Raw genomic sequence first — 25,110 nt, forward strand, 5'->3', positions numbered from 1 at the left:
GTGCTGGCCGGAAATCGAAAGAATCGGCAGACGTGCGACGGGCCGGTCATTCCTCCGTGGGCCGCGTCCATTTGAGCCTCACCTCGAACTGGCCGTCCAGCCCGGTTTTCGCGATCACCGCCCCCGCTTCGGCCGAAAGCTTCACTCCGAACTTGATCTCCACCTCGTCCGGCTGGCGTGCCATCGCCTGGAACTGGCCGAGGGCGGCCGACGCCGCGTCCTTCACCGTGCCGAGTGCCCGCTCGAACGAGACCTTCGCGTCGAGCACCAGGTCTTCGCGCCGGGACGCCCGGGTGGTCACCGGTCCCGTGCGCACCTCGACCACCACGTCGCCGCCCTGCTCCAGCTCGAACCGCGCCAGCTCGGTCACTTCCGCTCCCTTCCCTGTCCACAAGGGACGTTCAGCCATTCGACGGCGGGGACGCTCTTGCGGACGGTTTCCAGGTCCGCCAGCAGCTTGTCCAGCCGCGAAGGGTCGTTGAGGTACTCCAGCACCGCCCGGTAGAAGGCGCCGGTCATCGTGGCCGGCATCAGGTCGGAGGCGTCGAAGCACAGCAGCTGCTGCTCCGGGAAGGTCAACGTCGAGGCGACCTTGCGGCTCACCTTGTCGTCGTAGACGTTCGCGACGTCGCCGTCGACCGAGAACACGCTGCCCCGGTGGATGCCGGGCCAGATCCGCTGGGCCTCGTCCGAGGCGAGGTACTTCATCAGCTCGCGCGCCTGCGGGGTGTCGTGGAACATCGCGGCGAGGTCGGCGGACACCTCCGACACCGCGGGCCCGGGGAACGGGAAGAAGTCGAAGTCGCGTTCGGGCCGGGGCGCGGTGCCGTCGGGGCGTTTCATGCCCAGGTACCCGCGCATGGCGAACGAGGCCTGGTGTTCCAGCACGCATTCGGCCGGGCGGGTGAAGAGCCCGCGCCCGGCGTCGCCGAAGTCGGTCAGCAGCGCCGCGGAGGCGCCGCCGCGGACCGCGCCCGGCACCGCGACCAGCGCGCCCCAGTCCGCCCACGCCCGGCGCACGGCCGGGGAGGTCCACGCCAGCTCGCCCGCCGCCCACTGCTGGTAGCTGTCGGGACCGGCCGAGTGCAGCAGGATGTCCTCGATCCAGTCCGTTCCCGGCCAGCCGGAGGTCGGCGGCGCGCCCATGCCCAGGCACCACGGCGTGCGGCCGTCGGCGGTGAGGGCGTGGCCGAGCGCGACCAGGTCGTCCCAGGTGCCGGGCTTGGGGCCGGTGAGCGTGGTGACGTCGTACCAGATCGCGCTCTTCAGGTCGGCCTTGACGGCGACCGCGTACTGCCGGCCGGTGCCGGCCTTCTCCAGGTCCCGCCACTGCTGGGCGTATCCCGGCTGCGGGCCGAGCAGGGTGTCCAGCGGCTTGAGCTTCCCGACCCGGGCGTAGGTCGCCAGCGAGCCGGGGTTCGGCAGCACCGCGATGTCCGGGGCGGTGTCGCGCCGGACGTCGGAGGCGAGGACCTGGTCCAGCGCGCGGGTGCCCTGGTAGTCGGCCTCGATGCCGGTGGCGGCGGTGAACGCCCGGAGCACCGTGCGGAAGTCGTCCTCCTCGGCGCCGGTCCAGGACGCCAGCACGACGACCCGGCCGGCGCCGCGGGTCCCGCAGGCGCTCGCGCCGAGCAGCAGCACCACGAGGGCGAGCAGCCCGCACTTCGTCCACAGTGGATTCTTCATGCGCGGTACCGGTATTCGTCGATGCGGCGGGACATGCCCCAGGCGATCAGGCCGAGCGCGCCGACGGAGAACGCCGGGGCGAGGTACTCGACCCCGCGGGAGTCGGCCGCGTCGCGGGCACGGGCGACGACGTCTTCGGTGCCCGCTTCGATCGCGGCCTCGTCGGCGGGGGTCGCGGCGAACCGCGGCTGGGCCGTGAAGTCCGCGACGGTGCTGCCGCAGCCGGGTGCCGGGTCGCAGTACCGGGCCAGCAGCGTCGCCAGCTCGGTCCGCCCGGCGACGTCGGTGACGGCGATCCGGCTCTGCCGGTCGGCGAGCACGGTGTCGATCCGGGCCCGGACGTCGTCGAGCCGCAGCTGCAGCCCCAGCGCGACGGCGAGGGTGACGCCCACGCCGACGGTCAGCGCGGTCGCGCCCGCCAGCGGCAGGTTGAACCGGCGGCGGAAGCGGCGCCACAGATACCACTGCGTGCCCACGAGCAGGACCGCCGACACGGCCGGGGCGAGCAGCCACAGCGGCAGCAGTGCCGGGCTCATGCCGTCTCGGAGCTGGTTGTCGAGGGCCGCCCGCTGGAGGCTTTGCAACGTCGTCAGCTGGGCGAGGACGCCGTCCGGGCCGTGCAGCAGCCGCGAGGCGTACCAGAGGTCGGCGACGCCGAGGACCTCGCCGCCCGGCTGCCGGAAGTGCGCGTCGGCCTGGCCGACGGCCCCGGAGTAGGCCGCGACGAGCCCCTCGACCACCTGCAGGATGCCGGTGCCCGCGGCCCCGGCCTGGTTGGCCTCGGCGACCTTGGCCAGGCTCTGGCTCGCCCCGGCGAGGTCGTTGGCGAAGTCCTGCCCGGGCCCGGCCAGCTTCGCCTCACCGGTCCGGAAGGACTCGCCGGCGGCGAGGTCGGCTTCGCTGAGCGCGGCGCGGGCGGCGGCCACTTCCAGGACCGCTTCGGTGGTGCGGTCGCGGACGGTCCGGGCGGCGTCGAGGACGCTGAGGACCGCGCCCAGAGAGATGGCGAGCATCACCAGGGTCGAGGCGAGCAATGCGGTGAGGGTGCGGATCAGCCGGACCCGGGTGCGGGTCGGGCGCAGGGGTGGTGCTTCGGCGGGTGCGGTCACGTCGTCACCTCGCCGGTGCGCAGAGCCCCCGTCGACAGCGGGCCCGGATGCGCCCCAATGTGGCGTTGGGTGCGTTGGACGCACCGAACGCCACATTGGGTGCGTTGGACGCACCCAATGCCACATTGGGGCGTTTGGGGCGACACCGGGCCGGCTTCGCTCGACGCGGCCGCGGCTTCCGGCGGTGCTTCGGCGGGTGCGGTCACGTCGTCACCTCGCCCAGCGGGGCCCCACAGCGCTCGCACAGCCGCGCCGCCGCCGGGGACAGCTTCCGGCAGCTCGGGCAGGTGACCGGTGGCCCCTCCGCGTCCGGCTCCGGCTTCGACGTGGACCCGATCCGGGACACCGCGGAGATCAGCAGGTGGAGGACGGCACTGCGGCCGGCGCCGGGGCGCAGGCGGACCGAGCCGGCGTCCAGGATCTCCACCACCCCGCGCAACCGGTCGAGGACCTCCTCGTTGCCCTGCGCCGTCGCCAGCCGGACGGCCGCTCCCCACGCCCGCTCGGCGTCGGCGGTCCGGCCCGCCGCCAGCGCGTCGCCGCCCGTGGTGATCGCTTCCGCCAGTTCGGCCTGTGCCGTGTAGCGCTCCACCAGCGGGTGCACGACCGTCGGGCCGTGTGTCCAGCGGCCGAGCACCGCCGCCGGGCCGTTCGTGCGGGCGCCGGCCACCTCCGCCAGCTCCGCCCAGGCGAGCTGGCGGTCCTCGTCGAAGCTCGGCTCCAGCTTCTCGTCGAGGTCGAGGCGGATGTGGTAGTCCCGGGATTCGTCTCCCGAGAAGGAACCCAGCGCGAGCACCACCTCGCGGTCACCCGCCGGGCGGCAGCGGTCCGTGAGGTCGTACTCGCCGGGGTACACCTGCTTGACGAACCGCAGCGAGCTGTAGTCCATCGTGCCGATTCGCAGCCGGACCTCGGGCAGCACCTTCGTGAGCGCCGCGCCGACCAGCCCGCGGAAGTCCAGCTCGCGGGGCTCGACGACCGAGTCGGCGCTGCCTCGCAGGACCTTGACGATCTCGGCGAGTTCGTCGGGCAGCCATTCGTCGCCGACCCCGCGGGCGTCGCAGACGAAGTGCCCTTCGCACGCGTTGAGGGTCTTCACGAGCGACTCGTGCGTCTCCGACTGGTTCCGGCCGTCGGTCAGCAGGACCGCGTGGCGGACCGTGCCGGTGTGCCCGTCGAACAGCCACTTCGCGTGGTCGAGCCACCGGCCCATCGCGGTGCCGCCGAAGGCGGTCAGGCGCGCGATCTCCTTCCGCGCCGCCCGCCGGGTCTCCGCCGACGCCGTGACGAGCCGGCCGGCCCGCGGGTACACCGTGGACGCCGTTTCGGTGCCCCGCACGACGGCGAACTCGACGCCGTCGGGCAGGACGTCGATCGCCGCCGCGGCCGCGCGCTTCGCCTCCTCGATCTTCGTACGCGGGTGGCGCATCGAGCTGGAACAGTCGATCAGCAGCACCTCCGCGGCGCCGCCCGGCCGGCCGGGACCACCCCGCGCGGTCACCGACAGGATCGCGTGCATCGCGGTGTCGCCCTCGGCCAGGAACTTCTGCTGGTGCACCTCGATGCTCAGCTCCGTCCCGCTCGCCACCGCGCGCTCCCTTCTCAGATCCAGCTCGCCGGCCTGGTCGCGTTGGCCAGGTCGGTCAGCACCTCGTGCGCGTGCCTGCTGCCGGGCGCCAGCCACGCCAGCTCCCGCAACGCCTCCGACAGCCCGGCTCGCAGGCCTTTCCGCGTTGGTTCCACCCCGCAGAGCGGCTTCGCGAGTTCGCCGTGGAAGTCGATCGCCGCCTGCAGCAGGAGCGCCCGCAGCCGGATGCCCGCCGCTTCGCTCAGTTCCATGACGGACAGGCGTTCGCCGGCTTTCCCGAGGTCGGCTTCGGACGGCGTGTCGCCGTTCGGCAGCCGCCCGGCCAGCACGCGGATCCCGGCGAGCCGGGCCGCCTCGTCGTGCCGCGAGAACTCCGGGACCTCGTCGAGCACACCGACCGCGCGCGGCCGGTCGCCCCGCGCCAGCGCCACCCTGGCCAGCCCGAACGCGGCGTTCACCTGGCCCCGGTGCACCCACAGGGCGTCGTAGAACGGCTCCGGGTCCACGCCGGTGTGCTCCGCGCACAGGCCCAGCGCGAGCTTCGGGGTCTCCTCGCCGGGGATGTCGCGGTAGACCGCTTCGAAGTTCTCGGCCGCGGTCACGACGTCGCCGCCGGCCAGCGCGATCAGGCCGCGGTGCCAGCGGAACCGCCAGTCGTGCCCGGCGCGGCCGCCGAGCTGCCGTTCGGCGGCCGTCAGGCGCCGGGCTGCTTCGTCCACTTTGGACAACTCGAGGAGCGCGCGCAGCCGGCGGAATTCGACCTCGACCGACGACGCCGCCCGCTCCAGTTTCTTCAGCAGCCGTCCCGCGTCCGGCGCGCGGACGGTGTGCAGGAACGCCGTCTGCGGGTCGTGCGGGTCTTCGCGGGGCACCGGAAGCCCGAGCGCGATGTCCCGCGGTGACGGCCGGGCGCCGGGGGAGAGCTCGACGCCGGCGGTCCAGTGCTCCAGGGGCGGCGGCCCGCCGAGGCCGGCGTCCAGCAGCACGGTCGGTTCGGTGAACAACGTCGAGACCACCGGCCGGGGCTCGCGGTCCCGCAGCGAAAGGATCTCGTTGAGCACGCCGTCCAGCTGGACGAGCATCTCCCGCGCGGTGGCGAAGCGTTGCTCGTACGGGGCCGTCGCCCGGTCCATGACGTGCCGGAAGCTGCGGATGCCGAAGGCGATCGGGCCGCTCCGCGCGTCCGGCAAGGCCCCGTCACTGGCGCCGAACAGCTCCAGCAGCGTCTTCCCGACGGTGTGGACGTCGGACCGGATGGTCAGCCGGTACCGGCGCAGCTCCTCCTCCGGGGCCTGGTAGCGCGCCGTGCCGACCCACGGGCTCTCGTCGTCGTCGATCCGCCGGATCCCGCCGAAGTCGATCAGCTTGAGCCGCTGCTCGCCGCGGATGACGTTGTCCGGCTTCATGTCGCAGTACAGCAGGCCCTGGTCGTGCAGGTAGGCCAGCGCGGTGAGGATCTCCCGGCCGTATTCGACGACGTGCTCGGTCAGCAGCCGGTCCTCCGCGGGGGCCAGCAGCGCCCGGCCGCGGTTCTTCACTTCGCGCAGCGAAAGCCCGTCGACGTACTCCATCACGATGTACCGGCAGTCGTCGTGGGTCACCACGTCGAAGATCCGCACGATGTTCGGGTGCTCGAGGGCGACGAGCACCTCGCTTTCGTTCTCCGCGATCCGCACCGCGGCGGTGTTGTTGACGTCGATCAGGCCCTTGAGCGCGACGTGCCGGTGCAGCCGGTCGTCGGTCGCGAGGTAGACGAAGCCGAGGCCGCCGCGGCCGATGCAGCCTTGGACGTCGTAACGGCCCGCCACCCGGTCGCCGGGCCGCAGCCTCGGGGCGAACGAGAACCGGCTGCCGCAGTAGGGGCAGAACCCCTCCTCGGTCCCCGGCTGCCCGGGCAGCGACCGGCCGACCGGCTTGCCGCAGCCGAGTTTCCCGCAGAACCGTTCCGTTTCCGGGACTTCCGGCCGGTCGATCACCCGGCCGGTCAGGTCGGGCAGGGCGGCCGTCGGCGACTGCGCCCCGTCGCCCCCGGTGCCCTGCCTGGTGGTCGGCCGCGGCCGGGTGGCGGCGACCTCGGTCTCCGCCGGTGGGCGCACCGGCGCCGTCGGCTCGGAGCCGGGTCGCGGCGGCCGGAAACCGCACTTGGCGCAGTACCCGGTCCGGCCGATGCTGCCGGTGCACGCGTTCCTCGGGCACGCCGTCATGGGCGGCCCGCCGACCGGTCGCGCACCGCGGTCACGTAGGCCTTCACGGCCCGCTCGGCCTTGTCCTGGTCGATCGGCGCGTCGGCCAGCGCCTTCTCGGCGACGCCGTACAGCCGATCGAGCCGCGGGTCCTCGACCAGGCCGTGGTCGAAGGCCATCTCGGCGTAGCACGCCAGCAGGGCCTGCAGCTCCGCGATCCGCGCGCCGGCCTCGACCGCCTGACCGACGCGCCGCTCGAAACCGGCGAGGTGACGCTCGATCCAGCCGAAGTCACCGTCCGCTTCGGCGCCGCGGAACTGGTTGAGCTCGCCGCGCAGCCTCCTCGCGCGGTCGAGCCGGCCTTTCTCGAGGGCGACGAGCCGGTGGACGTCCTCGCCCAGCGCGTCGAGACGCTCGCGCAGGTCCGCCCGCAGGAGGGAGCGCACGGCGGCCAGTGCCGGTGACGACTCCCGGCGGAACCCCAGCAGCAGCCGGATGCCGCGCCGGTCCGCCTGCCCGGCCAGCGCGGAGACCACCTCGTTCACCAGCGGGAGCGGTTCGGCCGCGTTGTCGACACCGTCGATGACCACCGTGCAGTCGCCCGCGGCGCGCAGGTCGTCGAGCTTCAGCCGGTCCTTGACGCGGTGGCCGACTTCGCCGGCGGACTTGCCCGTCGCGTCCACGGCGAGGTCGACCGCACCCGGCGGCGGCGGATCGCCGGCGCCCCGGGGGAACTCCGGCGCGCTCACCGAGAGTTCCCGGTCGGCGTGCACCACGGTCACCCGGATGGCCTTCGTGATCGCCGACTCCTCGTTGCCGGTGACGACCACCCAGACGCTGCCGGAGCCGGTCCGGGGCAGCCAGTTCACCACCTGCCGTGCGAACTGCCGCACGAACTGCCGCACGGACTGCGGGTCGGCGGTGTCGCCGGACTTGACGAAGCTGTCGTCGACGGCGGGTTCGCCGGTGGACCACTCCCGCAGCCGCGGCAGGTGGCCGAGCATCGTCTCGACCGGGATCATCCACGCGACCCGGCCGCCGTCGCCGGTGTACCGGCCGACGATCATGCCGACGACGGCCCCGGTCTTCCGGTCGAGCAGGGCCGTGCCGCTGAACCCCGGCCCGACCCGCACGCCGGAGGTGTTGTCCAGCTGGATCCACTCGCCGCCCGGGCCGCCCTCGCCGACGAGCTTGCCCAGCGTCCACGCCCCGTCGTCCGCGCCCTCCGGGAAACCGTAGGCCCGCACCGGCTGGTCGTCGCGCAGGGACATCCGGTGCAGCCGTGCGCCGCCCACGCCGGTGACCGGCTTTTCCAGGCGCAGCAGGGCGATGTCCCCGCGGCCGTCACCGGTCGGCGGCACCCAGCCGTCCGCCACGACGGTGGCTTCCCCCGAGGGGGCGCCGGGGAGGCCGACGAAGTCGACCGCGACCCGCGCGTGCCGCCCGCCGCAGTCGTCGACCACGTGCGCGCAGGTGAGCAGGTGCCGGTCGTCGAGCATCGTGCCCGCGCCGTGGATCCGGCCCCGGTCGTCACCCAGCCGGACCCGCCACCGGCGTCGCTCCGCCTCCTGCCCCACCGGCCGGACCCTACGCCGGGGCCGGTGCCCGCCGCCCCGGTTTCCGCCGAACTCGGCCGGGCCGGCCCAACGGACTCACCCGGATGGAGTCCGCACGCTGCGTCACCAGCGGCCCGGCTGCCCGAGGCCGCCGGTGAGCGGTGCCGCGGTGTACCGCAGGTAGCGGCCCGGGGTGCCGAGCGCGGCCGCGGCCGCGTTCAGCTGCTCCGGCGTGGTTCCGGTCCACCGGCCGGTTTCGATGCGGGATTCCAGCGCGTGCAGCGCCGCGATCGTTTCCGGCGGCTGGAAGGCGCAGTGCCCCGGCGCGTCGACGAAAGCCTGGCGCAGCAAGGGTTCCCGGCCGGCCGCCCGCACGCGCCGGGCGTACCAGTTCTCTTGCTCGGCCGGGACCAGGTGGTCCGAGGTGGTGTGGATCGTCAGTTCCGGCACGCGGAGGCGTCCGGTCACCATCGACGTGCGGGCGAGGGTGCCGACGGCCTGCGGATCGGGCGTGACGTCCGCGTGGCGGGTCAGGTTCGCCAGGTCGGCGTCGAGGTCGAGGCCGGCTTCGCGGTACAGGGCACGGACTTGCCTTGACAGCGCACTGCTCGCCAGCAGCGACCGGTAGTCGACGCCTTGGGTGAACGCGCTATTCCCGCCCGCGGCGAGTTCGATCTCGTAGCGGCCGGAAACGACGAAGCCGAGCACGAACTGCGTCAAGGCTTGCTGCTGTTGCTGTTCCTGGCCGGCGTAGTCGGCCGGCGCGGTGGGGCCGGTCAGCCACGTCGGCGTGTTCATCAGCGCGGCGCCGAGAGCGATCCGGGCCCGGCCCGCCGCGGTGCCCTGCGCGTCGGTGACGAGTTTGGTCAGCGCCGCGGCCGACGCGCTCGCTTCGGCCGCGCTCGCGAAGCGGACCAGCTTGACCGGCTGGGCCGGGCCGAGCAGGCGGGAAAGCGCATACTCGCCGTCGAGCTGGTAGTTGTTCAGGTTGAGCGCGCCCGCGACGAGGCCGCAGGTCGTCAGGGCGCCGTCGAGCCGGTGGCCGCCGGACTCCGCTTCCAGGGCGCTGACCAGGCCGCCCATCGACGTGCCCCAGGCGATGGTGCGCCGGGGCCGGCCGATCAGCCGGCCGAGCGCGTCCAGCGAGGCGAACTGGTCGCGGACCGCGGATTCGAGCGCCCAGAGCGACGGCCCGCTGTAGGACGAGCCGACCAGCGCGTAGCCCTGGGCGAGCAGGGCCTGCCCGGTCGGCTCGTCCGGCGCGTCGCGCGCCACGAGCGGGCCGAAGCCGTGGCTGTAGAGGATGACCGTGCCGTTCCACGCGCCGGGGACGTCGGCCACCCAGCTCGCGCCGTCCGGCAGGCTCCCGGTGTAGTGCGTGGGCGTCGCGGCGTGCGCGGCGACCCCGGTGGTGAGCTCGAGCGCGGTCAGCGTGGCGGCCAGGAGCGTGCCGATCCGGCGTGGCCACGTGCTCATGCGCGATGTCCTTCCGGTTCGTGGGTGAGGGCCGGCTCCTCCGGCGTGATCGCGCGGTGGCTCGTCTCCCGCAGCGCCAGCAGGCAGAGGGCGGACAGGAGGCAGAACGCGGCGATCGTCCAGGAGACCGGCGTGGTCGAGGTGCTGCCGCGCTGCAGCTCGGCGAAGATCAGCGGGGCGAACCCGGCGCCGAGCCCGGCGAGCTGGTAACCCAGCGACGCGCCGGTGTACCGGCTTTCGGTGGCGAACAGCTCGGTGTACAGCGCGGCCAGCGGCCCGTACATCATCGGGTGGATCACGCCCTGGCCGATCACCAGCGCCAGGACGAGCAGCAGGCCGCTGCCGCTGCGCACCATCGGGAACAGCAGGAACCCGAACCCGGCCATCACGACCACGCCGGCGAGGACGACCGGGCGGCGCCCGACGCGGTCGGACAGCGCGGACCACAGCAGGATGCCGGGCACCGCGCAGGCCGAGGACAGGGTCAGCGCGTTGAGCACTTCCGGCCGCGGATGTCCTTGCTTGACAGCGTAAGCGAGGACGAACGTGGTCAGCGTGGCCTGGACGACGAACGCGGACAGCCCGACACCCACGCCCAGCACGAGCGCCCGCGGGCGCTCCCGCAGGACGGCGACCAGCGGGATGCGGCGCCGCTTTTCCTTCTGCGTGGCCAGGAACGCCGGGGTTTCCTCGACGCGCGAGCGGACGAACAGGCCGATCGCGAGCAGGACGATGCTGAGCAGGAACGGGATCCGCCAGCCCCACGCGAGGAAGTCCGCCTCGGAGGTGAGCGCGGCGGTGCCGGACATCGCGAGCGTCGAGACGACCATACCGCTCGGCGCGCCGGCGTTCGTGAACCCGGCCCACAGGCCCCGGCGGGTTTTCGCGTGTTCGGCCGACATCAGGACGGCGCCGCCCCATTCGCCGCCGACCGCGACGCCCTGGACGACGCGGAGCAGCACCAGGCCGAGCGGGGCGAGCGGGCCGATCTGGGCGTACCCGGGGAGCAGGCCGATGAGGAAGCTGGCGACGCCCATCAGGCTCATGGTGAGCACGAGCATCCGCTTGCGGCCGAGGCGATCGCCGAAGTGGCCGAACAGCAGGCCGCCGAGCGGCCGCGCGAGGTAGCCGGTGGTGAACGTGCCGAAGCTGGCGACCGTGGCCAGCGCCGGATCGAGGTCGGAGAAGAAGACCTTGCCGAAGACCACCGCGCTGGCCGTGGCGTAGAGGAGGAAGTCGTAGTACTCGATGAGGCTGCCGAGGAAGCTCGACGTGACCGCTCTGCGGAGCTGAGTGCTCATGGGGACCCTCGTCTTTGGGGGTGGGGCCGGCGTGGCCCGGATCACGTTAGTCATGCTTGTGACGGCCGTCAATATTCTGCACAACATCAACTGGCTTCCGGCCGGGAGCTACGCTCGTGGGGTGGAGACGCCCCGGGTGAAGTCCGTGATGCTGACCTTCCTCGGCATCCACGTGCTCGGCCGGGCGGTGGCGGTCTCCTCGGGCAGCGTGATCGAGGTGTTCGCGCGGATCGGCGTCTCGGAGGAGGCGGTCCGGTCCACGCTGACCCGCATGGCGAGCCGCGGGCTGCTGACCCGCCACCGCGACGGCCGGAAGGTCCACTTCGGACTGAGCCCGCGCCTGGCGGCGGTGCTGGCGGACGGCCGCCGCCGGGTCTGGGAGACGGGCGCGGTCAACCGCGCGGGCGACGGAGACTGGACGCTGGTGGGCTTTTCCCTCCCGGACAGCCGCCGCGGCGACCGCCACGACCTGCGCACCCAGCTGACCTGGGCGGGGTTCGGCCCGCTGCAGAACGGCCTGTGGGTCGCGGCGGGCATCCGCGACGTCACGGGGATCATCGAGCAGCTCGACCTGGCGGGCCACGTCACGGTCCTGACGGCGCGCCCGGCGAAGCCGACGGAGTCCGCCGAGCTGGTCCGGAAAGCGTTCGACACGAAGACGATCGAGGCGCGTTATCTCGAGTTCCTGGCGAAGTGGGAGACCGCGCGGTCGCCGTGGCCGGACGAGCTGACGCGCCGGCTGATGCTGCACACGGACTGGCTGCAGGTCATCCGCCGCGACCCGCACCTCCCGGCCGAGCACCTGCCGGACGGCTGGCCGGCGGCCCGGGCCGAGCGGCTGTTCCGGAAGCTCGACGAGAGTCTCCGTGAAGGAGCGGCGAAGGAGGCCGGAGAGGTGCTCGAGATGCTGACGCTCAACGGTCCCGAGGTACCCGTCGCCTAGGGCGCTTCACGGCTTTGCGAGCGGCTTGATGAACCGGGCCGACCTGGCGCAGACGTCGTCGTAGCCGAGGCCGCGGTAGAAGGCGTGGGCCGCTTCACGGGCCCGGTTGCTGGTGACCTCCAGCTCCCGGCACCCGAGCCGGCGGGCCTCCCGTTCGACTTCGGCCACCAGGGCGCGGCCCACGCCCCGGCCGCGGCACGAGTCGTCGACGACCAGCGCCACCAGGCGGCCCCGGCGCTCGTCGTGCTCCAGCAGGGGCATCGCGTGGAACGCCGCGACCCCCGAAACCTCGCCGGCCACCTCCGCGACCGCCAGCACGCTGCGCGGGTCGGCCAGCCACTCGTCCAGCCGGGCCCGGACCCGTGCTTCGCCGGTCGGGTAGCCCAGCTGCCCGAGCAACACCGCGATCCGCGCCGCGTCCGCGGCCTCCGCCTGCCTGATGGTGATCGTCATGCCCCCAGTCTGCGGGCAGGATCGGCGACGAGGCATGGCCGCCGCCCGAGCGCCGCGAATGACTCATTCGGGACCTCGCACGTCCCGAATGAGTCATTCGCGACACCGGCGGTCGGCTCGCGGTGCTGCTGAGCCCGCTGGACCGGGCGGGAAAATTCGGATATTTTTCGCCACGTTGTCCCGTCGCCCGGCCAATCGCTTTCGCCGGAATGGTCGTGAAGCCTTCCTGATGTCGGTTTGATGCCGGGTTGAAGCCACCGTTTCGCAGGATTCCGCTCCGTCTGTCCACGGGGGATGTGGCGGGGGATGCGGGGAGGAACAACGGTGCGCGTGCGTCGTGCGGTGGTGGCCGGGACGGTCACCGCCCTCCTGGGTTCGATGCTGACGCTGCTCGCCGGCAGCGGGCAGCTGGTCGCGCCGCGTCCGGCGCCGGTCGCCGAGGCGCCGGACGCGCCCGCGGCGATGGCCGCGGCGCGGCTGCAGGGGTCCCGGGTGGAGGTCGCCGACGAGCGCACGCCCACCCGGGCCGTCTACGCCAACCCCGGGGGCACCCTCACCGCCGAGCTGACGCCGGTCCCGGTGCGGGTCCGGCAAGGCGCCAGGTGGGTCGGCATCGACACCGGCCTCGCCCACCGCGCGGACGGCCGGGTCGCGCCGCGGGCCGCCGACGGCGATCTGACGCTGTCGCCGGGCGGGGACGCCGCGCTCGCGACGCTGCACCGCGACGGCAAGGCCCTCACGCTGTCCTGGCCGGGCAAGCTGCCCGCGCCGGAGCTGTCCGGCTCGCAGGCCACCTACCGCGGGGTGTTCCCCGGCGTCGACCTGGTGCTGATCGCCCAGCGCGACGGCTTCAGCCAGCACCTCGTGGTGCGGGACGCCGAGGCCGCGCGCAACCCCGCGCTCAAGGCGGTCAAGCTGGCGATCAAGGCCGACGGTCTCAAGGTGACCACGGCCGCGGACGGCTCGCTGCGGGCCGTGGACGGCGCCGGGGCCGAGGTGTTCGGCGCGCCGCCGTCGACGATGTGGGACGCGGCCGGGCGGGTCGCGCGGGTCGGCGTGTCCATTGTGGACGACTCGTTGGTGCTGGCCCCGGACGCGAAGTTCCTCGCCGACCCGGCGGTGAAGTTCCCGGTGACCGTCGACCCGACGTGGGCCACGATCCAGAAGTGGGGCTGGGCCAACGTGCTCTCGGGCCACCCCGACACGGCGTACTGGTGGACCAGCGGTGACGGGAACGCCCAGGTCGGGCAGTGCCCGAGGGACCTGCCGGACAGCTACTGCAACGGGATCGGCGAGGGCTGGGCCTACTTCCAGTACGACACCTCGTTCCTGTCCGACAAGACGGTGCTCGAAGCGAAGCTCACCACGGTCGCCATCTCGAGCCCCGACTGCTCCGACCGCGACCAGGTCGTCTACCGCGCCAACGGCGGTATCTGGAGCGGGATGACCTGGAACAACAAGCCCGGCGGCGGCTGGAACCGCACGCGGTCGGTGCCCGGCGTGCACAGCGGCACCTGCGGCACGGGCTGGAAGGAAGTCGGCTGGGACATCCCGGCCGACCTCATCGACCGCGGGGCGCACACCCCGCTGTTCCTGAAGGCCGCCAACTCCGGCGACCAGTACGCGTGGCGCAAGTACGACCCGGCGCAGACCGTCCTCCGGGTCAACTGGAACCGCACCCCGTACACGCCGGGCGCGATCGGGACCGACCCGCCGCTGCCCGCGCCGTGCAAGTTCTGCGGCGGCCTGCCGTACGTCGGCCAAGACTCCATCACGCTGCGCGCGCAGACCGCCGACCCGGACGGGGACCGGCTCTACCCGCAGTGGCGGGTTTCGGCCAACGGCAAGGAAATCGCGTCGTGGGACGGGCCGGCGCAGGACTCCGGCGCCGTCCACACGGCCACCATCAACCTGAGCGACAAGGACGGCCAGCAGATCGGCTGGTGGGTGCACGGCTGTGACGGCGCCACGTCCAGCCCCGCGGCGTCCGGCGCCCCGTTCGTCGTGGACCGCACGGGTGTCCCGCTCCCGCCGACGGTGGGCTCGGACCTCTACACCGAGGACAACCGCTGGCACGGCGGTACGGACGTGGCGGCCGAGTTCACCTTCGGCAGCAACGGCGTCGGCGACATCGACCACTACAAGTACGGCTGGCAGGACCCGCCGAACACCCAGGTCGACGCGGACGCGCTCGGCGCCGGTGCGACGGTCGAGCTGACCCCGCCGGGCGACGGCCCGCAGACGCTGTACGTGCGCAGCTACGACCGGGCCGGCCACGAAAGCCCCCAGCGCGCGTACCGGTTCTACGTCCGCGCCGGCAACGGCCCGCTGGCCAAGTGGTCGTTCGACGGCAACGCGCAGGACAGCGCGTTCCTCGGCGACCGGCACGGCACGCTGAACAACGGCGCCGGCATCCAGGCCGGCGGCGCGCTCGGCTCGTCGGTCCAGCTCGACGGCGCCGACGACGACGTCACCGCGCCGAACGCGGTCCGGACCACCGCCGGGTTCACCGTGTCGGCGTGGGTGAACCTGCAGCGCTACAACGGCGCCCGGGCGGTCATCAGCCAGGACGGCCTGAAGTTCCCCGGTTTCGCGCTGTGGTACCGCGCCGAGAACGACGGCAGCGACGCGCACTGGACGTTCGGGAAAACCGCCACGACGAGCTCGTGGACGGGCATCGCGATGGCCCAGACGGCGGCCGGGGTGCCGCAGCTGAACACCTGGACCCACCTGGCGGGCGTGTACGACCCGGCCGCGAACGAGATCCGGCTGTTCGTCGACGGGAAGCTCGCCGGGACCGCGCCGGCCCCGCCGGCCACGGAGAACGCGGGCGGATCGGTCCGGATCGGCCGGACCATCTGGGACGGCAGGATCGTCGACCCCTGGCCGGGCGCGGTCGACGAGGCGCAGATCTTCGACCGCCCGCTGTCGGCCGCCGAGGTCGGCGGCCTGGTCAGCGCGGGCAACGTCCAGGTCGCGCGGTGGAAGTTCGACGACGACAAGGGCACCACCGCGCGCAACGCCGTCGAGGGCGGCACGGACGCGGTGCTGCAGGGTGGCGCGGCGTTCGTGCCGGACGGCGCGGCCGGCCGCGGCGTGCGCTTCGACGGCGTCACCGGCGGCGCCACGACCGCCGGCCCGATGGTGCGCACGGACCAGAGCTTCTCGGTCGCCGCGTACGTCCGGCTCGACGCGGGCGCCGACGAGAACGGCACGTTCACCGTGCTCAGCCAGGACGGCGAGCAGAACTGCGCGTTCTGCCTGCAGTACCAGAAGAAGAAATGGGTCTTCGTGCTGCCGCGCGCGGACGGGGATCCGCCGGGCTACGACTGGGTCGAGACCGCTTACCAGCCGGCGCGTGACCAGTGGTACCACCTGGTGGGCACCTACGACGCACCCAGCGGCAAGATCCGGCTCTACGTCGACGGGCAGCAGATCGGCGAGGCCGGCCGGGTGACGCCCTGGCAGGCGCAGCACTCCTTCCGGATCGGCTCGGCCCTGATCAACGGCGGGGTCTACCAGCGGCTGCCCGGCACGGTCGACGACGTCCGGGTCTACAGCAGGGCGATCTCGCCGGACGAGGTGCAGTCGCTGGTCACCGGCGCCGCCGTCACCGCGGCGACGTGGAAGTTCGACGGCGACGGCACCGACGCGAACGGCAAGTTCGGGGCCACCGCCGCGCGGGGCGCGGACTGGGCGGCCGGGCAGACGAACCAGCCCGACCCGGGCGACCTCGCCCTGCGGCTCGCCGGCTCCGGGTACGCCGCGACGACCGCGCCGGTGGTGCGCACCGACCGCAGCTTCTCGGTGACGGCGTGGGCGCGGCTGGACAAGATCGGGGCCCAGGCGGCCGTGGTGTCCCAGAGCGGCGCGCACGTGGCCGGCTTCGACCTGCGCGCGCTCGCCGACGGGCGCTGGGGCTTCGTCGCCATGAACGCCGACCAGGCGCAGCCGGGCGACGAGGCGGCCGGGCCGGTCGCGCAGCCGGGCGTGTGGACGCACCTGGCCGGCGTGTACAGCAAGGACCGGCAGCGGGTCGAGCTGTACGTCAACGGCGTGCTCGCCGCGTCGGCCGCGCACACCGGCGGGTTCGACGCCAGCGGCGGTGTCCAGTTCGGACGGTCCCTGTGGGCGGACAACCCGGACGCCGAGCTGTTCACCGGAGCCATCGACGACGTCTCGCTCTACACCCGTGCCCTGACCGGCGGGGAGGTTCAGACGATGGCCGGGCGGGACGTCAGCCTCGCCCACGACTGGACGTTCGACGAGGGCAAGGGCGCCCGCGGCGGCGACACCGCCGGCACCAGGCCGGCCACGCTCGGGGCGGGCGCGACCTTCGCCCCCGGCCGGGCCGGCAACGCGCTCGACCTGTCCGGCAGCGGCGCCTACGCCGCGACGTCCGGGGTGGACGTGCGCACCGACAGCAGCTTCACGGTGTCGGCGTGGGTCAACCTCAAGGACAACCCCTGCGACATCGACACTACGCAGCGGTGCTTCCTCAGCGCGGTGTCCCTGGACGGCGGCAACGGCACGAGCAAGTTCCGGCTCGGGCACGTCGTCGACGACGCCGGCCACGACGGGAACTGGATCTTCGAGGTGCCCGAGGAGGGCGGCTCGGTGACCAAGGCGTCCCTGGCGGTCATCCCGGGCGAGCTGAACCGGTGGGTGCACCTGGCCGGCGTGTACGACGCGCCGGGCAAGACGATCTGGCTGTACGTCGACGGCACCCGCAAGGAGCCCGGCACGCTGCTGAAGCCGTGGCAGGGCACCGGCGGGCTGCAGGTCGGCCGGTCGATGACGGCCGGCGCCTGGGGCGGGTACTGGCGCGGCGGCGTCGACGACGTCCGGCTCTACAGCGGCGCGCTGACCGCCGACCGGGTGTCCGCGCTGTGGCGGTCCTACCCGGCCGCCCAGGCCGCGCCGTTGCCGGTCGCCGACGCCGGGAACTGGAAGTTCGACGAGAACACCGGCACGACCGCGGCCGATTCCAGCGGCGGCGGGAAGACCGCGACGCTGAGCCCAGGCGCCGGCTGGCACACCGGCCACGATGCCTACACCGGCTGGTTCGACGGCAAGAGCGGGTTCGCGGAGACGGCGGGCCCGGTGATCGACACGACGGACAGCTTCTCGGTCTCGGCGTGGGCGTACAACCTGGACAACAGCCGCTACACGACGGTGTTCGGCCAGGACGGCGACCGGTACAGCGCCTTCTACGTCCAGTACGACCCGACGGCGAAGAAGTGGGCGGCGGTCGTGGGAGCGGGCGGTGACCTCAAGTACGTCCTCTCCACCGAGAGCGCCTACACCGACGGCTGGACGCACTTGACGTTGGTTTACAACAAGTCGCAGGGTCAGGTGAAGCTCTACGTGAACGGCGCGCTCTCCGGGGCGATGACCGGTGTCACCGTGCCGCTCGCGAACGGGAAGTTCTCGATCGGCCGGTGCCGCTGGGACGGCGCGAACCAGTGCTTCTTCAAGGGCGGCATCGAGGAGGTCCGCGCGTACGGCCACAAGGCGCTGTCCGACGCCGAGGTCCGGAAGGTGCACGACGACATCCCGCCCGCGTCGTTCGGACGCTGGCGCTTCGACGACGGCACGGTGAAGGACACGTCGTGGGTCGGGAGACCGACCACGCTGGCGGGCACCGCGACCTACCCGGCCGGCCAGTCCGGCAAGGCGCTCCAGCTCGACGGCGCGTCCGCGGCGACCGCGGGCAACGTCGGGGCCGTCATGCGCGACAGCTTCACCGTCGCGGCGTGGGCGAAGCTGACCCGCGACGACAAGGTGGCCACCGTCGCCGCCCAGGACGGCACCCGGTACAGCGGGTTCGCGCTGCAGTACCGCCCGGAGATCGGGCGGTGGATCTTCGGTGCCCCGGCGGCGGACGACGCCTCGGCGGACTACCACCCGCTGACCTACGCGAACTCCACGCAGGCGCCGGCGTTCGGGATCTGGACGCACCTGACCGGGGTCTACGACTACCCGGCGCGCCAGCTCCGGCTGTACGTCAACGGGGAGCTGGTCGGCACGAAGGACAACGTGCTGCTCTGGACCGCCTGGGGCGGCCTGACGATCGGGCGGGACCTGGAGCTGGGCGCACCCGCCGGGTTCTTCACCGGCGCGATCGACGAGGTCACCACGGACGAGGGCGTGGTGCCCGACGACGAGATCCGGGCCCGCGCGGGCTGGCCCCCGGCGGCCGGCGGCCAGCTCGGCCGGTTCACCACCCCCGGCGACCACCGCACGGTCGCGGCCACCGGCGGGATCTGGGACCGGTTCGGGCCGAGCCCGGCCGGCTACCGGTTCGAGACGCCGCTGGGCCGGACGCTGCCCGCGGGCACGGCCGGGACGCACCCGATGTTCAGCTGCCTGATCAACGACGTCGACGCGTTCACCTCGATCGACCCGAACTGCGAAGGCGCGAAGAAGCTGGGCGAGCTGGGCTCGAGCTACCTCGACCCGCCCGCCGGGGTGACGACGATGCCGGTGTACCGGTGCCTGTTCAACGGCGAGCGGTTCGACTCGAACTCGCCGACCTGCGAGGGGCAGCAGGTCGACGGCCTGCTCGGGTACCTCCCGGCCTACGCGCCGCTCGTGCGGTACTTCCTGCCGGGCGTGGGCGAGCATGCCGTGGACACGGAGGAGGTGCCACCGGGTTACCGGTTCGAGGGCTCCTTCGGCCTGGTGGCGCGCACGAACGAGCCGGGCACGCAGGTGCTGATGTCCTGTGTGGACACTTCGGACCGGTTCGTGTCGCTCGACCCGGCGTGCGGCGGCAAGACCGCCGGCGACCCCGTCGGCTACGTCTGGACCCAGCCGCCCGCGAACCGGCCGAACCGGCCGATCTACCAGTGCGCGCTGAACAGCGGTCCGTCGGCCGGGGAGCTGTTCGTGTCGCTGAGCGCGACCTGCGAAGGCCAGACCGTCCGCGGCCCGCTGGGCTACGTGCTCAGCGCGTGAACACCAAGGGGAGAGTTGTGCGCAGAAGAACCCGACGTGGCCTGACCTTCGCGGTCGCCACGCAGCTCGCGGCGTCCCTGCTGCTGGCCGTCGCGGCGCCCTCGGCGTGGGCCGGGGAGCCGTCGGCCAAGCTGGACGACACCCCGTCGGTGCCGGTGTCCGGTCCGTCGTGGCGGACCGTCCAGCCCGACCAGGCGTCGGCGCACGCGCTGACCGGCAACCAGCAGGCCAAGCCGGAGCAGGAGGGCGCGGGCACGGCGACGGCGTCACCGCTCTCGCCGTCGGCGTCCTGGGCGGTTTCGCCGCACACCGGCGACTTCACGTGGTCGTACCCGCTGCGGGTGCCGCCCGCGGCCGGGCCGGCCCCCGGCTTGTCACTGTCGTACCGGTCGTCCGCGGTGGACGGCCGGACGACGGTGACGAACAACCAGCCGTCCTGGGTGGGAGACGGCTGGGCCTTGTCCTCGGGGTTCGTCGAGCGTGCTTACTGGGGGTGCTCGACGGACTCCGAGGGCGATGTCAAGCCGGCACAGGTGGGGGACCTGTGCTGGCGCAGTGACAACGCGACGGCGTCCTACGGCGGCGCGGGCGGGCCGCTGATCCGCGACGACGCGACCGGCAAGTGGCGGTCGCGCGGCGACGACGGGTCGCGGATCGAGCACCTGACCGGCGCCGCCAACGGCGACGGCGACGGCGAGTACTGGAAGATCACCACGGTCGACGGGACCCAGTACTTCTTCGGGTCGGAGGCGGACTCGACGTGGACGGTGCCGGTGTTCGGCGACGACTCCGGCGAGCCCTGCCACGGGGCGACGTTCGACACCTCGTCGTGCACGCAGCCGTGGCGGTGGAACCTGGACAAGGTCGTCGACCGCAATGGCAACGAGACGCGCTACTACTACACGAAGGAAACGAACTCCTACGGCCTCGGCGGCAAGGACGCCGCGGTGCCCTACGTCCGGGGCGGGTACCTGGACCACATCGACTACGGGCTGGGCCACGGCGCCGCGCAGCCGGCCGGGCGCGTCGTGTTCACGACCGCCGACCGGTGCGTGCCGGGCAGCGACTGCCGTCCGGAGGCGCCCGCGAACTGGCCCGACGTGCCGTGGGGGGCCAAGTGCGACACGGCCACCTGCGCGGCGAACCACTCGCCCACGTTCTGGACCACCAAGCGGCTCGCGTCGGTGACCACGAAGGTGTGGCGGGGCACGGCCTTCGGCGACGTCGACCGCTGGGACCTCGACCAGCAGTACCCCGACCCGGGTGACGGCGAGAAGGCCGCGTTGTGGCTCAAGGGGATCAAGCACACCGGCCTGGCCGGCACGCCGGCGGAGATGCCGTCGGTCACGTTCCAGGGCACGCCGATGGCCAACCGGGTCGAACTGCCGGAAGACGGCGCGTCACCGCTGATGCGCTACCGCCTCACCGGGATCGTCTCGGAAACCGGCGGCGTCACGTCGATCACGTACGAGTCCGAGTGCAAGCCGGGGAACCTGCCGGCGAACCCGGAGACCAACACCAAGCGGTGCTTCCCGGTGCGGTGGGCGAAGAAGAACATGGCCGAGCGCACGGACTACTTCCACAAGTACGTCGTCACGGCGGTCGTCCAGTCGGACCGGCTGACCGTCGACGGGCAACCGGCGTCGACGTTCCCCGAGCAGGTCACGCGGTACGAGTACCTCGACGGCGCGGCGTGGCACTGGGACACCTCGGAGTTCACCAAGGACGACAAGCGGACGTGGAACGAGTTCCGCGGCTTCGGCCGGGTCCGTGTCCGGAGCGGGGTCGCGGACGACCCGGCCGGCCCGGTCACCATGTCCGAACAGCGGTTCTACCGCGGCATGGACGGTGACCACCTGCCGTCGGGGACGCGGTCGGCCACCGTCACCGACTCCGAGGGCGGCGTCCGCGCCGACGCGGACTGGCTGGACGGCTTCGGGTTCGAGACGGCGGCGTTCGAGCGGGAAGCGCCGTCGGACCAGCCGGACCCGCCCCGGGTGAGCAAGACGATCACCGAGCCGTCGGTGCAGGGGCCGCTGGCGACGCGCGGCGCGTTGAAGGCGTACCTGGTGCGTCCGGGCGTCTCGCGCGCATACACGGCCGTGGGCACGGGATGGCGGACGACGCGGACCGAGACGACGTACGACGATCTCGGGCTGCCCACTGCCGTCGACGACCTCGGCGACGTGGCGACGGACGCCGACGACCGGTGCACGCACACCGAATACGCGCGCGACGACGGCGCCTGGCTGATGAGCCTGCCCGGGCACGTCTGGACGGACTCCGTCCGCTGCGGCGCTTCGGCCGAGTACCCGCGTGACGCGCTTTCGGACGCGAAGACCACGTACGACGCTCACGGCAACGCGACGAAGACAGAGGTCGCGAAGGACCGTCCGGCCGCGGGGCCGGTGTACCTGACGACCGGGACGGCGACGTACGACGCGCTGGGGCGCGTCACGGCCACCACCGACGTGTTCGGGAAGACCACGACGACGGCCTACACCCCGGCCGGCGGCGGCCCGGTCACGCAGACGGTGGTCACCAGCCCGGGGACCGACGCGGTCCCCGCCGGGCTCGTGACGACCACGGCGCTCGACCCCGCCTGGGGCGTGCCGACGCTGGTCACCGACCCCAACCTGCGCAAGACGGAGACGTCCTACGACGCGCTCGGCCGCCCGGTCGCGGTGTGGACGCCGACGTGGACCCGGGCCGACCACCCGGACGTGCCGAACGTCCGGACGGCGTACCTCGTGCGCGGCGACAAGCCGACGGTGGTCACCACGACCCGGATCGGCCCGACCGGCGCCGAGGTTTCCGGGAACACGATCTACGACGGGTTGCTGCGGCCGCGGCAGCAGCAGGCCAAGGCGGTCGGCGGCGGCCGGCTGCTGACCGACACGCGGTACGACTCGCAGGGCCGTGCGTGGAAGACCACCCAGCCGTACTACAACGACAAGCCCGTCGACGACGGGCTGTGGCTCGCGTCCGATGTGGACGTTCCGGGGCACACCCGGACGCACTTCGACGGGGCCGGCCGCGCCGACGCGTCGATCTCCTTCGCGGGCGCGTTCGAGAAGCGGCGGACCAGCACGGCGTACTTCGGCGACCACGTGGACGTCACCCCGCCCGCGGGCGGCACGCCGACGTCGACCTACACCGACGCGCGCGGGCGGACCGTCGAGCTGCGGCAGCTCCACGACGGCGGGTTCGACTCGACGCGGTACACGTACACGAAGGCCGGGCAGGCCGAGACGATGACCGACCCGTCGGGTGCGGTGTGGCGGTTCGGCTACGACTTCCTCGGCCGCCAGGTCAGCAGCGACGACCCGGACAGCGGCCTGAGCACCAGGACCTACGACGACGCCGGGCAGGTCCTGGCCTCGCGTGACGCGCGGGGTTCGGTGCTGGCGTACACGTACGACAGCCTGGGGCGCCCGACCGGGAAGTTCGCGGGGTCGGTCGCCGGGAAGAAGCTGGCGGAGTGGACGTACGACACGGTGACGAAGGGGAAGGGGCAGCCCGCGTCGTCGACCTCCTGGGTGGACGGCAAGCCCTACACCGGGAAGGTGCTGAGCTACGACCCGGCGTACCGGCCGACCGGGACGTCGGTGATCATCCCGCCGGCGGAAGGCCTGCTGGCCGGGACGTATTCCTCGTACACCGGCCACAACCCGGACGGGAGCGTGTCGAGCCAGTCCTACGCGGCGGCCGGCGAGCTGCCCGAGGAGAGCGTCAGCTTCTCCTACGACGAACTCGGGCCGTTGCTGTCGAGTTCGGGCGGCTACGACGGCTCGACGACCGAGCTGGTGTCGGCCACGAACCTGACCCGCTACGGCGAGCCGGCGCGGCTGACCTTGGGGACGGGCACGAAGCGCGTCTGGCTGTCGCGGTACTACGACCAGAACGACCGGCGGCTGACGAGGTCCATCGTGGACGCGGAGGCGTCGTCGCCGATGCAGTCCGACGTGCGCTATTCGTACGACCCGGCGGGGAACATCACGTCCCTCGCGGACGTGTTCGCGGGCGACGTCCAGTGTTTCCGGTCCGACGGGCTCCAGCGGCTCACCGAGGCGTGGACCGCGCCGACGTGCTCGGACGGCCCGTCGGTCGCGGGCCTGCGCGGCCCGGCGCCGTACTGGCAGTCGTTCACGTACGACAAGGCGGGCAACCGGGCGACCGACACCCGGCACGCGGCTTCGGGTGACGTGGTCCGGACTTACACCGGCCAGGTCCCCGGCCACGCGCACGCACTGGGGTCGGTTTCCTCGCCCGCCGGGCCTGTGTCCTATCAGTACACGGCGGCGGGCCAGCTGGCTTCGCGGTCGACGGGTGAGCAGTTCACCTGGGACGAGCAGGGCAAGTTGGCTTCGGTGACGAAGGGTTCGCAGGCGACGTCGTACGTGTACGACCCGTCGGGCAGCCGCGTGATCCGGCGTGACCCGACCGGGACGACGTTGTACCTGGGAGGCCAGGAACTACGGCTTCCGGCGGCCGGTGGCAATCCGACGGTGACGCGGTACTACGCCCACGGTGGCCGGACGATCGCGATGCGACAGGGGAGAGGGGCGCTGACGTGGCTGGCGTCCGACCACCAGAGCACGGCCCAGGTGGCGGTCAACGAGTCCACTTTGGCCGTCCAAAAACGACGGCAGCTGCCGTTCGGGGCCTCGCGCGACCAGGCGGCGTTCCCTGGTAATCGCGGATTCCTCGGCGGTGTTTCGGACGCGACGGGGTTGACGCACCTGGGTGCGCGCGAGTACGACCCGGACACCGGCCGGTTCATCTCGGTGGACCCGGTGCTGAACGGGGGCGATCCGCAGCAGCTCAACGGGTACACGTACAGCGACAACAACCCGATCACGTTGAGCGACCCGTCAGGCCTGATCGCGATGCGCTGCATGGACGACGACTGCAGCCACTCCGGTGGCTACAACCCGGCGTCCCCGACGCCGCAACCGGCGGCCCGGCAACCGGTGTCGGCTGAGGTGTTCAACAGCGCGGCCCCACCCAGGTACGACCCTCGGTTCTACTCCGAAATCGGCGGCCGGGGGTCCAAGCCGGCCAGGATCAGTGCGACCGACGTGAAGGTGTGGCGCGCCGAGACCTCGAACGCGGACGAAGTGGCGATGCGCTGCGACGCCGGCCCGGTGTTCAACCGGACCCCGCTGCTGTCGTCGGACCGCGGCTGCCGCCAAGCGGCCGGGCAGCTCGAAGACGGGAAGAAGGTCAGCAACAAGATCATGAACGAGCCCGTCCGCACCCCACGCAAGCCGATATCGCTGTGCGGCGCCTGCCTATGGGACTACGAGTGGAAGACCGCCATGGCCCCGAATGCGATCAACCTGCCGTTGGCGGTCCCGCTCAAGGTGCTCGAGGGAGCGGGCGTGCGGACGTCACCGGACTACATCACCCTCGAGGGGTCCGGATTCCTGCCCAACTTCATGGGCGGTGCCACCGGCTTCACGATCACCAGGTACGGCCAGGTGACGTTCAACAAGCCGTTGGGCGGTTTCGGCACACCCGGCCTAGGTGGCGCCGTGCGCTTCGGCTGGCGGCCAGGAGACCGCACCGAGGAGGGCATCAACAATTTCGTCCAGGGGCAGGCGGGCGGCGTCGGCGTGGGGGTCCCGGCCGTCGGACTGCTGGGCGTGAGTGGCGGAGTCACCACCGCCAAGGGGGCCGCGTATCCCGAGGGCTACGAAATCGGCCCGTCGATCGGAGGCGAATGGGGAGGCTCCGCCACGGTCACCGAAGGCAAGTTGCTCGGCGACCTTTGGTGAGTACAAGACGTGGGTGCCGCGGCGAGGGAGGCGCCACGGCACTCACCCGCAAGGGGGGAGAGAAGGACGCCTTCG

The 25,110-nt window shown here is 72.8% G+C and carries 12 protein-coding genes; 3 read left to right on the forward strand and 9 right to left on the reverse strand.

The features are described from left to right. Window positions 1-46: 46 nt before the first annotated feature. The 8 genes from AB0G28_RS11680 to AB0G28_RS11715 all read right to left on the reverse strand — a co-directional run bounded on the left by AB0G28_RS11680 (window position 47) and on the right by AB0G28_RS11715 (window position 10,899). Window positions 47-370, reverse strand: coding sequence for a CU044_2847 family protein (locus AB0G28_RS11680; protein WP_361086569.1), 324 nt, complete (start codon window positions 368-370; stop codon window positions 47-49). Next, window positions 367-1,686: an ABC transporter substrate-binding protein gene (locus AB0G28_RS11685; RefSeq protein ID WP_361086572.1), complete on the reverse strand. Its 1,320-nt coding sequence runs from the start codon at window positions 1,684-1,686 to the stop codon at window positions 367-369. The genes AB0G28_RS11680 and AB0G28_RS11685 overlap by 4 nt, the downstream gene beginning before the upstream one ends. Beyond that, complete coding sequence (locus AB0G28_RS11690; protein WP_361086575.1) at window positions 1,683-2,795, reverse strand: hypothetical protein; 1,113 nt, start codon at window positions 2,793-2,795, stop codon at window positions 1,683-1,685. The genes AB0G28_RS11685 and AB0G28_RS11690 overlap by 4 nt, the downstream gene beginning before the upstream one ends. Window positions 2,796-2,997: 202 nt before the next feature. Next, entirely contained in the window at window positions 2,998-4,383 is a 1,386-nt protein-coding gene (locus AB0G28_RS11695) for a VWA domain-containing protein (RefSeq protein WP_361086578.1), read from the reverse strand. Window positions 4,384-4,397: 14 nt separating this feature from the next. Then, the gene (locus AB0G28_RS11700; protein WP_361086580.1) at window positions 4,398-6,479 is read right to left on the reverse strand and encodes a tetratricopeptide repeat protein; all 2,082 of its coding nucleotides are present in this window, start codon (window positions 6,477-6,479) and stop codon (window positions 4,398-4,400) included. A gap of 104 nt (window positions 6,480-6,583) precedes the next feature. Next, entirely contained in the window at window positions 6,584-8,143 is a 1,560-nt protein-coding gene (locus AB0G28_RS11705) for a serine protease (protein WP_361086583.1), read from the reverse strand. A gap of 102 nt (window positions 8,144-8,245) precedes the next feature. Continuing rightward, window positions 8,246-9,598: an alpha/beta hydrolase gene (locus tag AB0G28_RS11710; RefSeq protein WP_361086586.1), complete on the reverse strand. Its 1,353-nt coding sequence runs from the start codon at window positions 9,596-9,598 to the stop codon at window positions 8,246-8,248. Beyond that, complete coding sequence (locus tag AB0G28_RS11715) at window positions 9,595-10,899, reverse strand: MFS transporter (protein WP_361086589.1); 1,305 nt, start codon at window positions 10,897-10,899, stop codon at window positions 9,595-9,597. Before AB0G28_RS11715 ends, AB0G28_RS11710 begins: the two co-directional genes overlap by 4 nt. Window positions 10,900-11,020: 121 nt before the next feature. Here AB0G28_RS11715 and AB0G28_RS11720 point away from each other — a divergent pair, with 121 nt between their 5' ends. After that, window positions 11,021-11,842: a PaaX family transcriptional regulator C-terminal domain-containing protein gene (locus AB0G28_RS11720; RefSeq protein ID WP_361086592.1), complete on the forward strand. Its 822-nt coding sequence runs from the start codon at window positions 11,021-11,023 to the stop codon at window positions 11,840-11,842. Window positions 11,843-11,848: 6 nt separating this feature from the next. On the opposite strand, the gene AB0G28_RS11725 is transcribed toward AB0G28_RS11720, so the two are convergent. Next, window positions 11,849-12,295 (reverse strand): GNAT family N-acetyltransferase, encoded by a 447-nt coding sequence (locus AB0G28_RS11725; RefSeq protein WP_361086595.1) that lies wholly within the window; start codon window positions 12,293-12,295, stop codon window positions 11,849-11,851. Window positions 12,296-12,619: 324 nt separating this feature from the next. Here AB0G28_RS11725 and AB0G28_RS11730 point away from each other — a divergent pair, with 324 nt between their 5' ends. Beyond that, entirely contained in the window at window positions 12,620-19,255 is a 6,636-nt protein-coding gene (locus tag AB0G28_RS11730; protein ID WP_361086598.1) for a LamG-like jellyroll fold domain-containing protein, read from the forward strand. Between the two features lie 17 nt (window positions 19,256-19,272). Further along, window positions 19,273-25,035: an RHS repeat-associated core domain-containing protein gene (locus AB0G28_RS11735; protein WP_361086601.1), complete on the forward strand. Its 5,763-nt coding sequence runs from the start codon at window positions 19,273-19,275 to the stop codon at window positions 25,033-25,035. The last annotated feature ends 75 nt before the right edge of the window (window positions 25,036-25,110 follow it).

The organism is Amycolatopsis sp. NPDC021455 (genome assembly GCF_040640995.1).
Taxonomy (GTDB): domain Bacteria; phylum Actinomycetota; class Actinomycetes; order Mycobacteriales; family Pseudonocardiaceae; genus Amycolatopsis.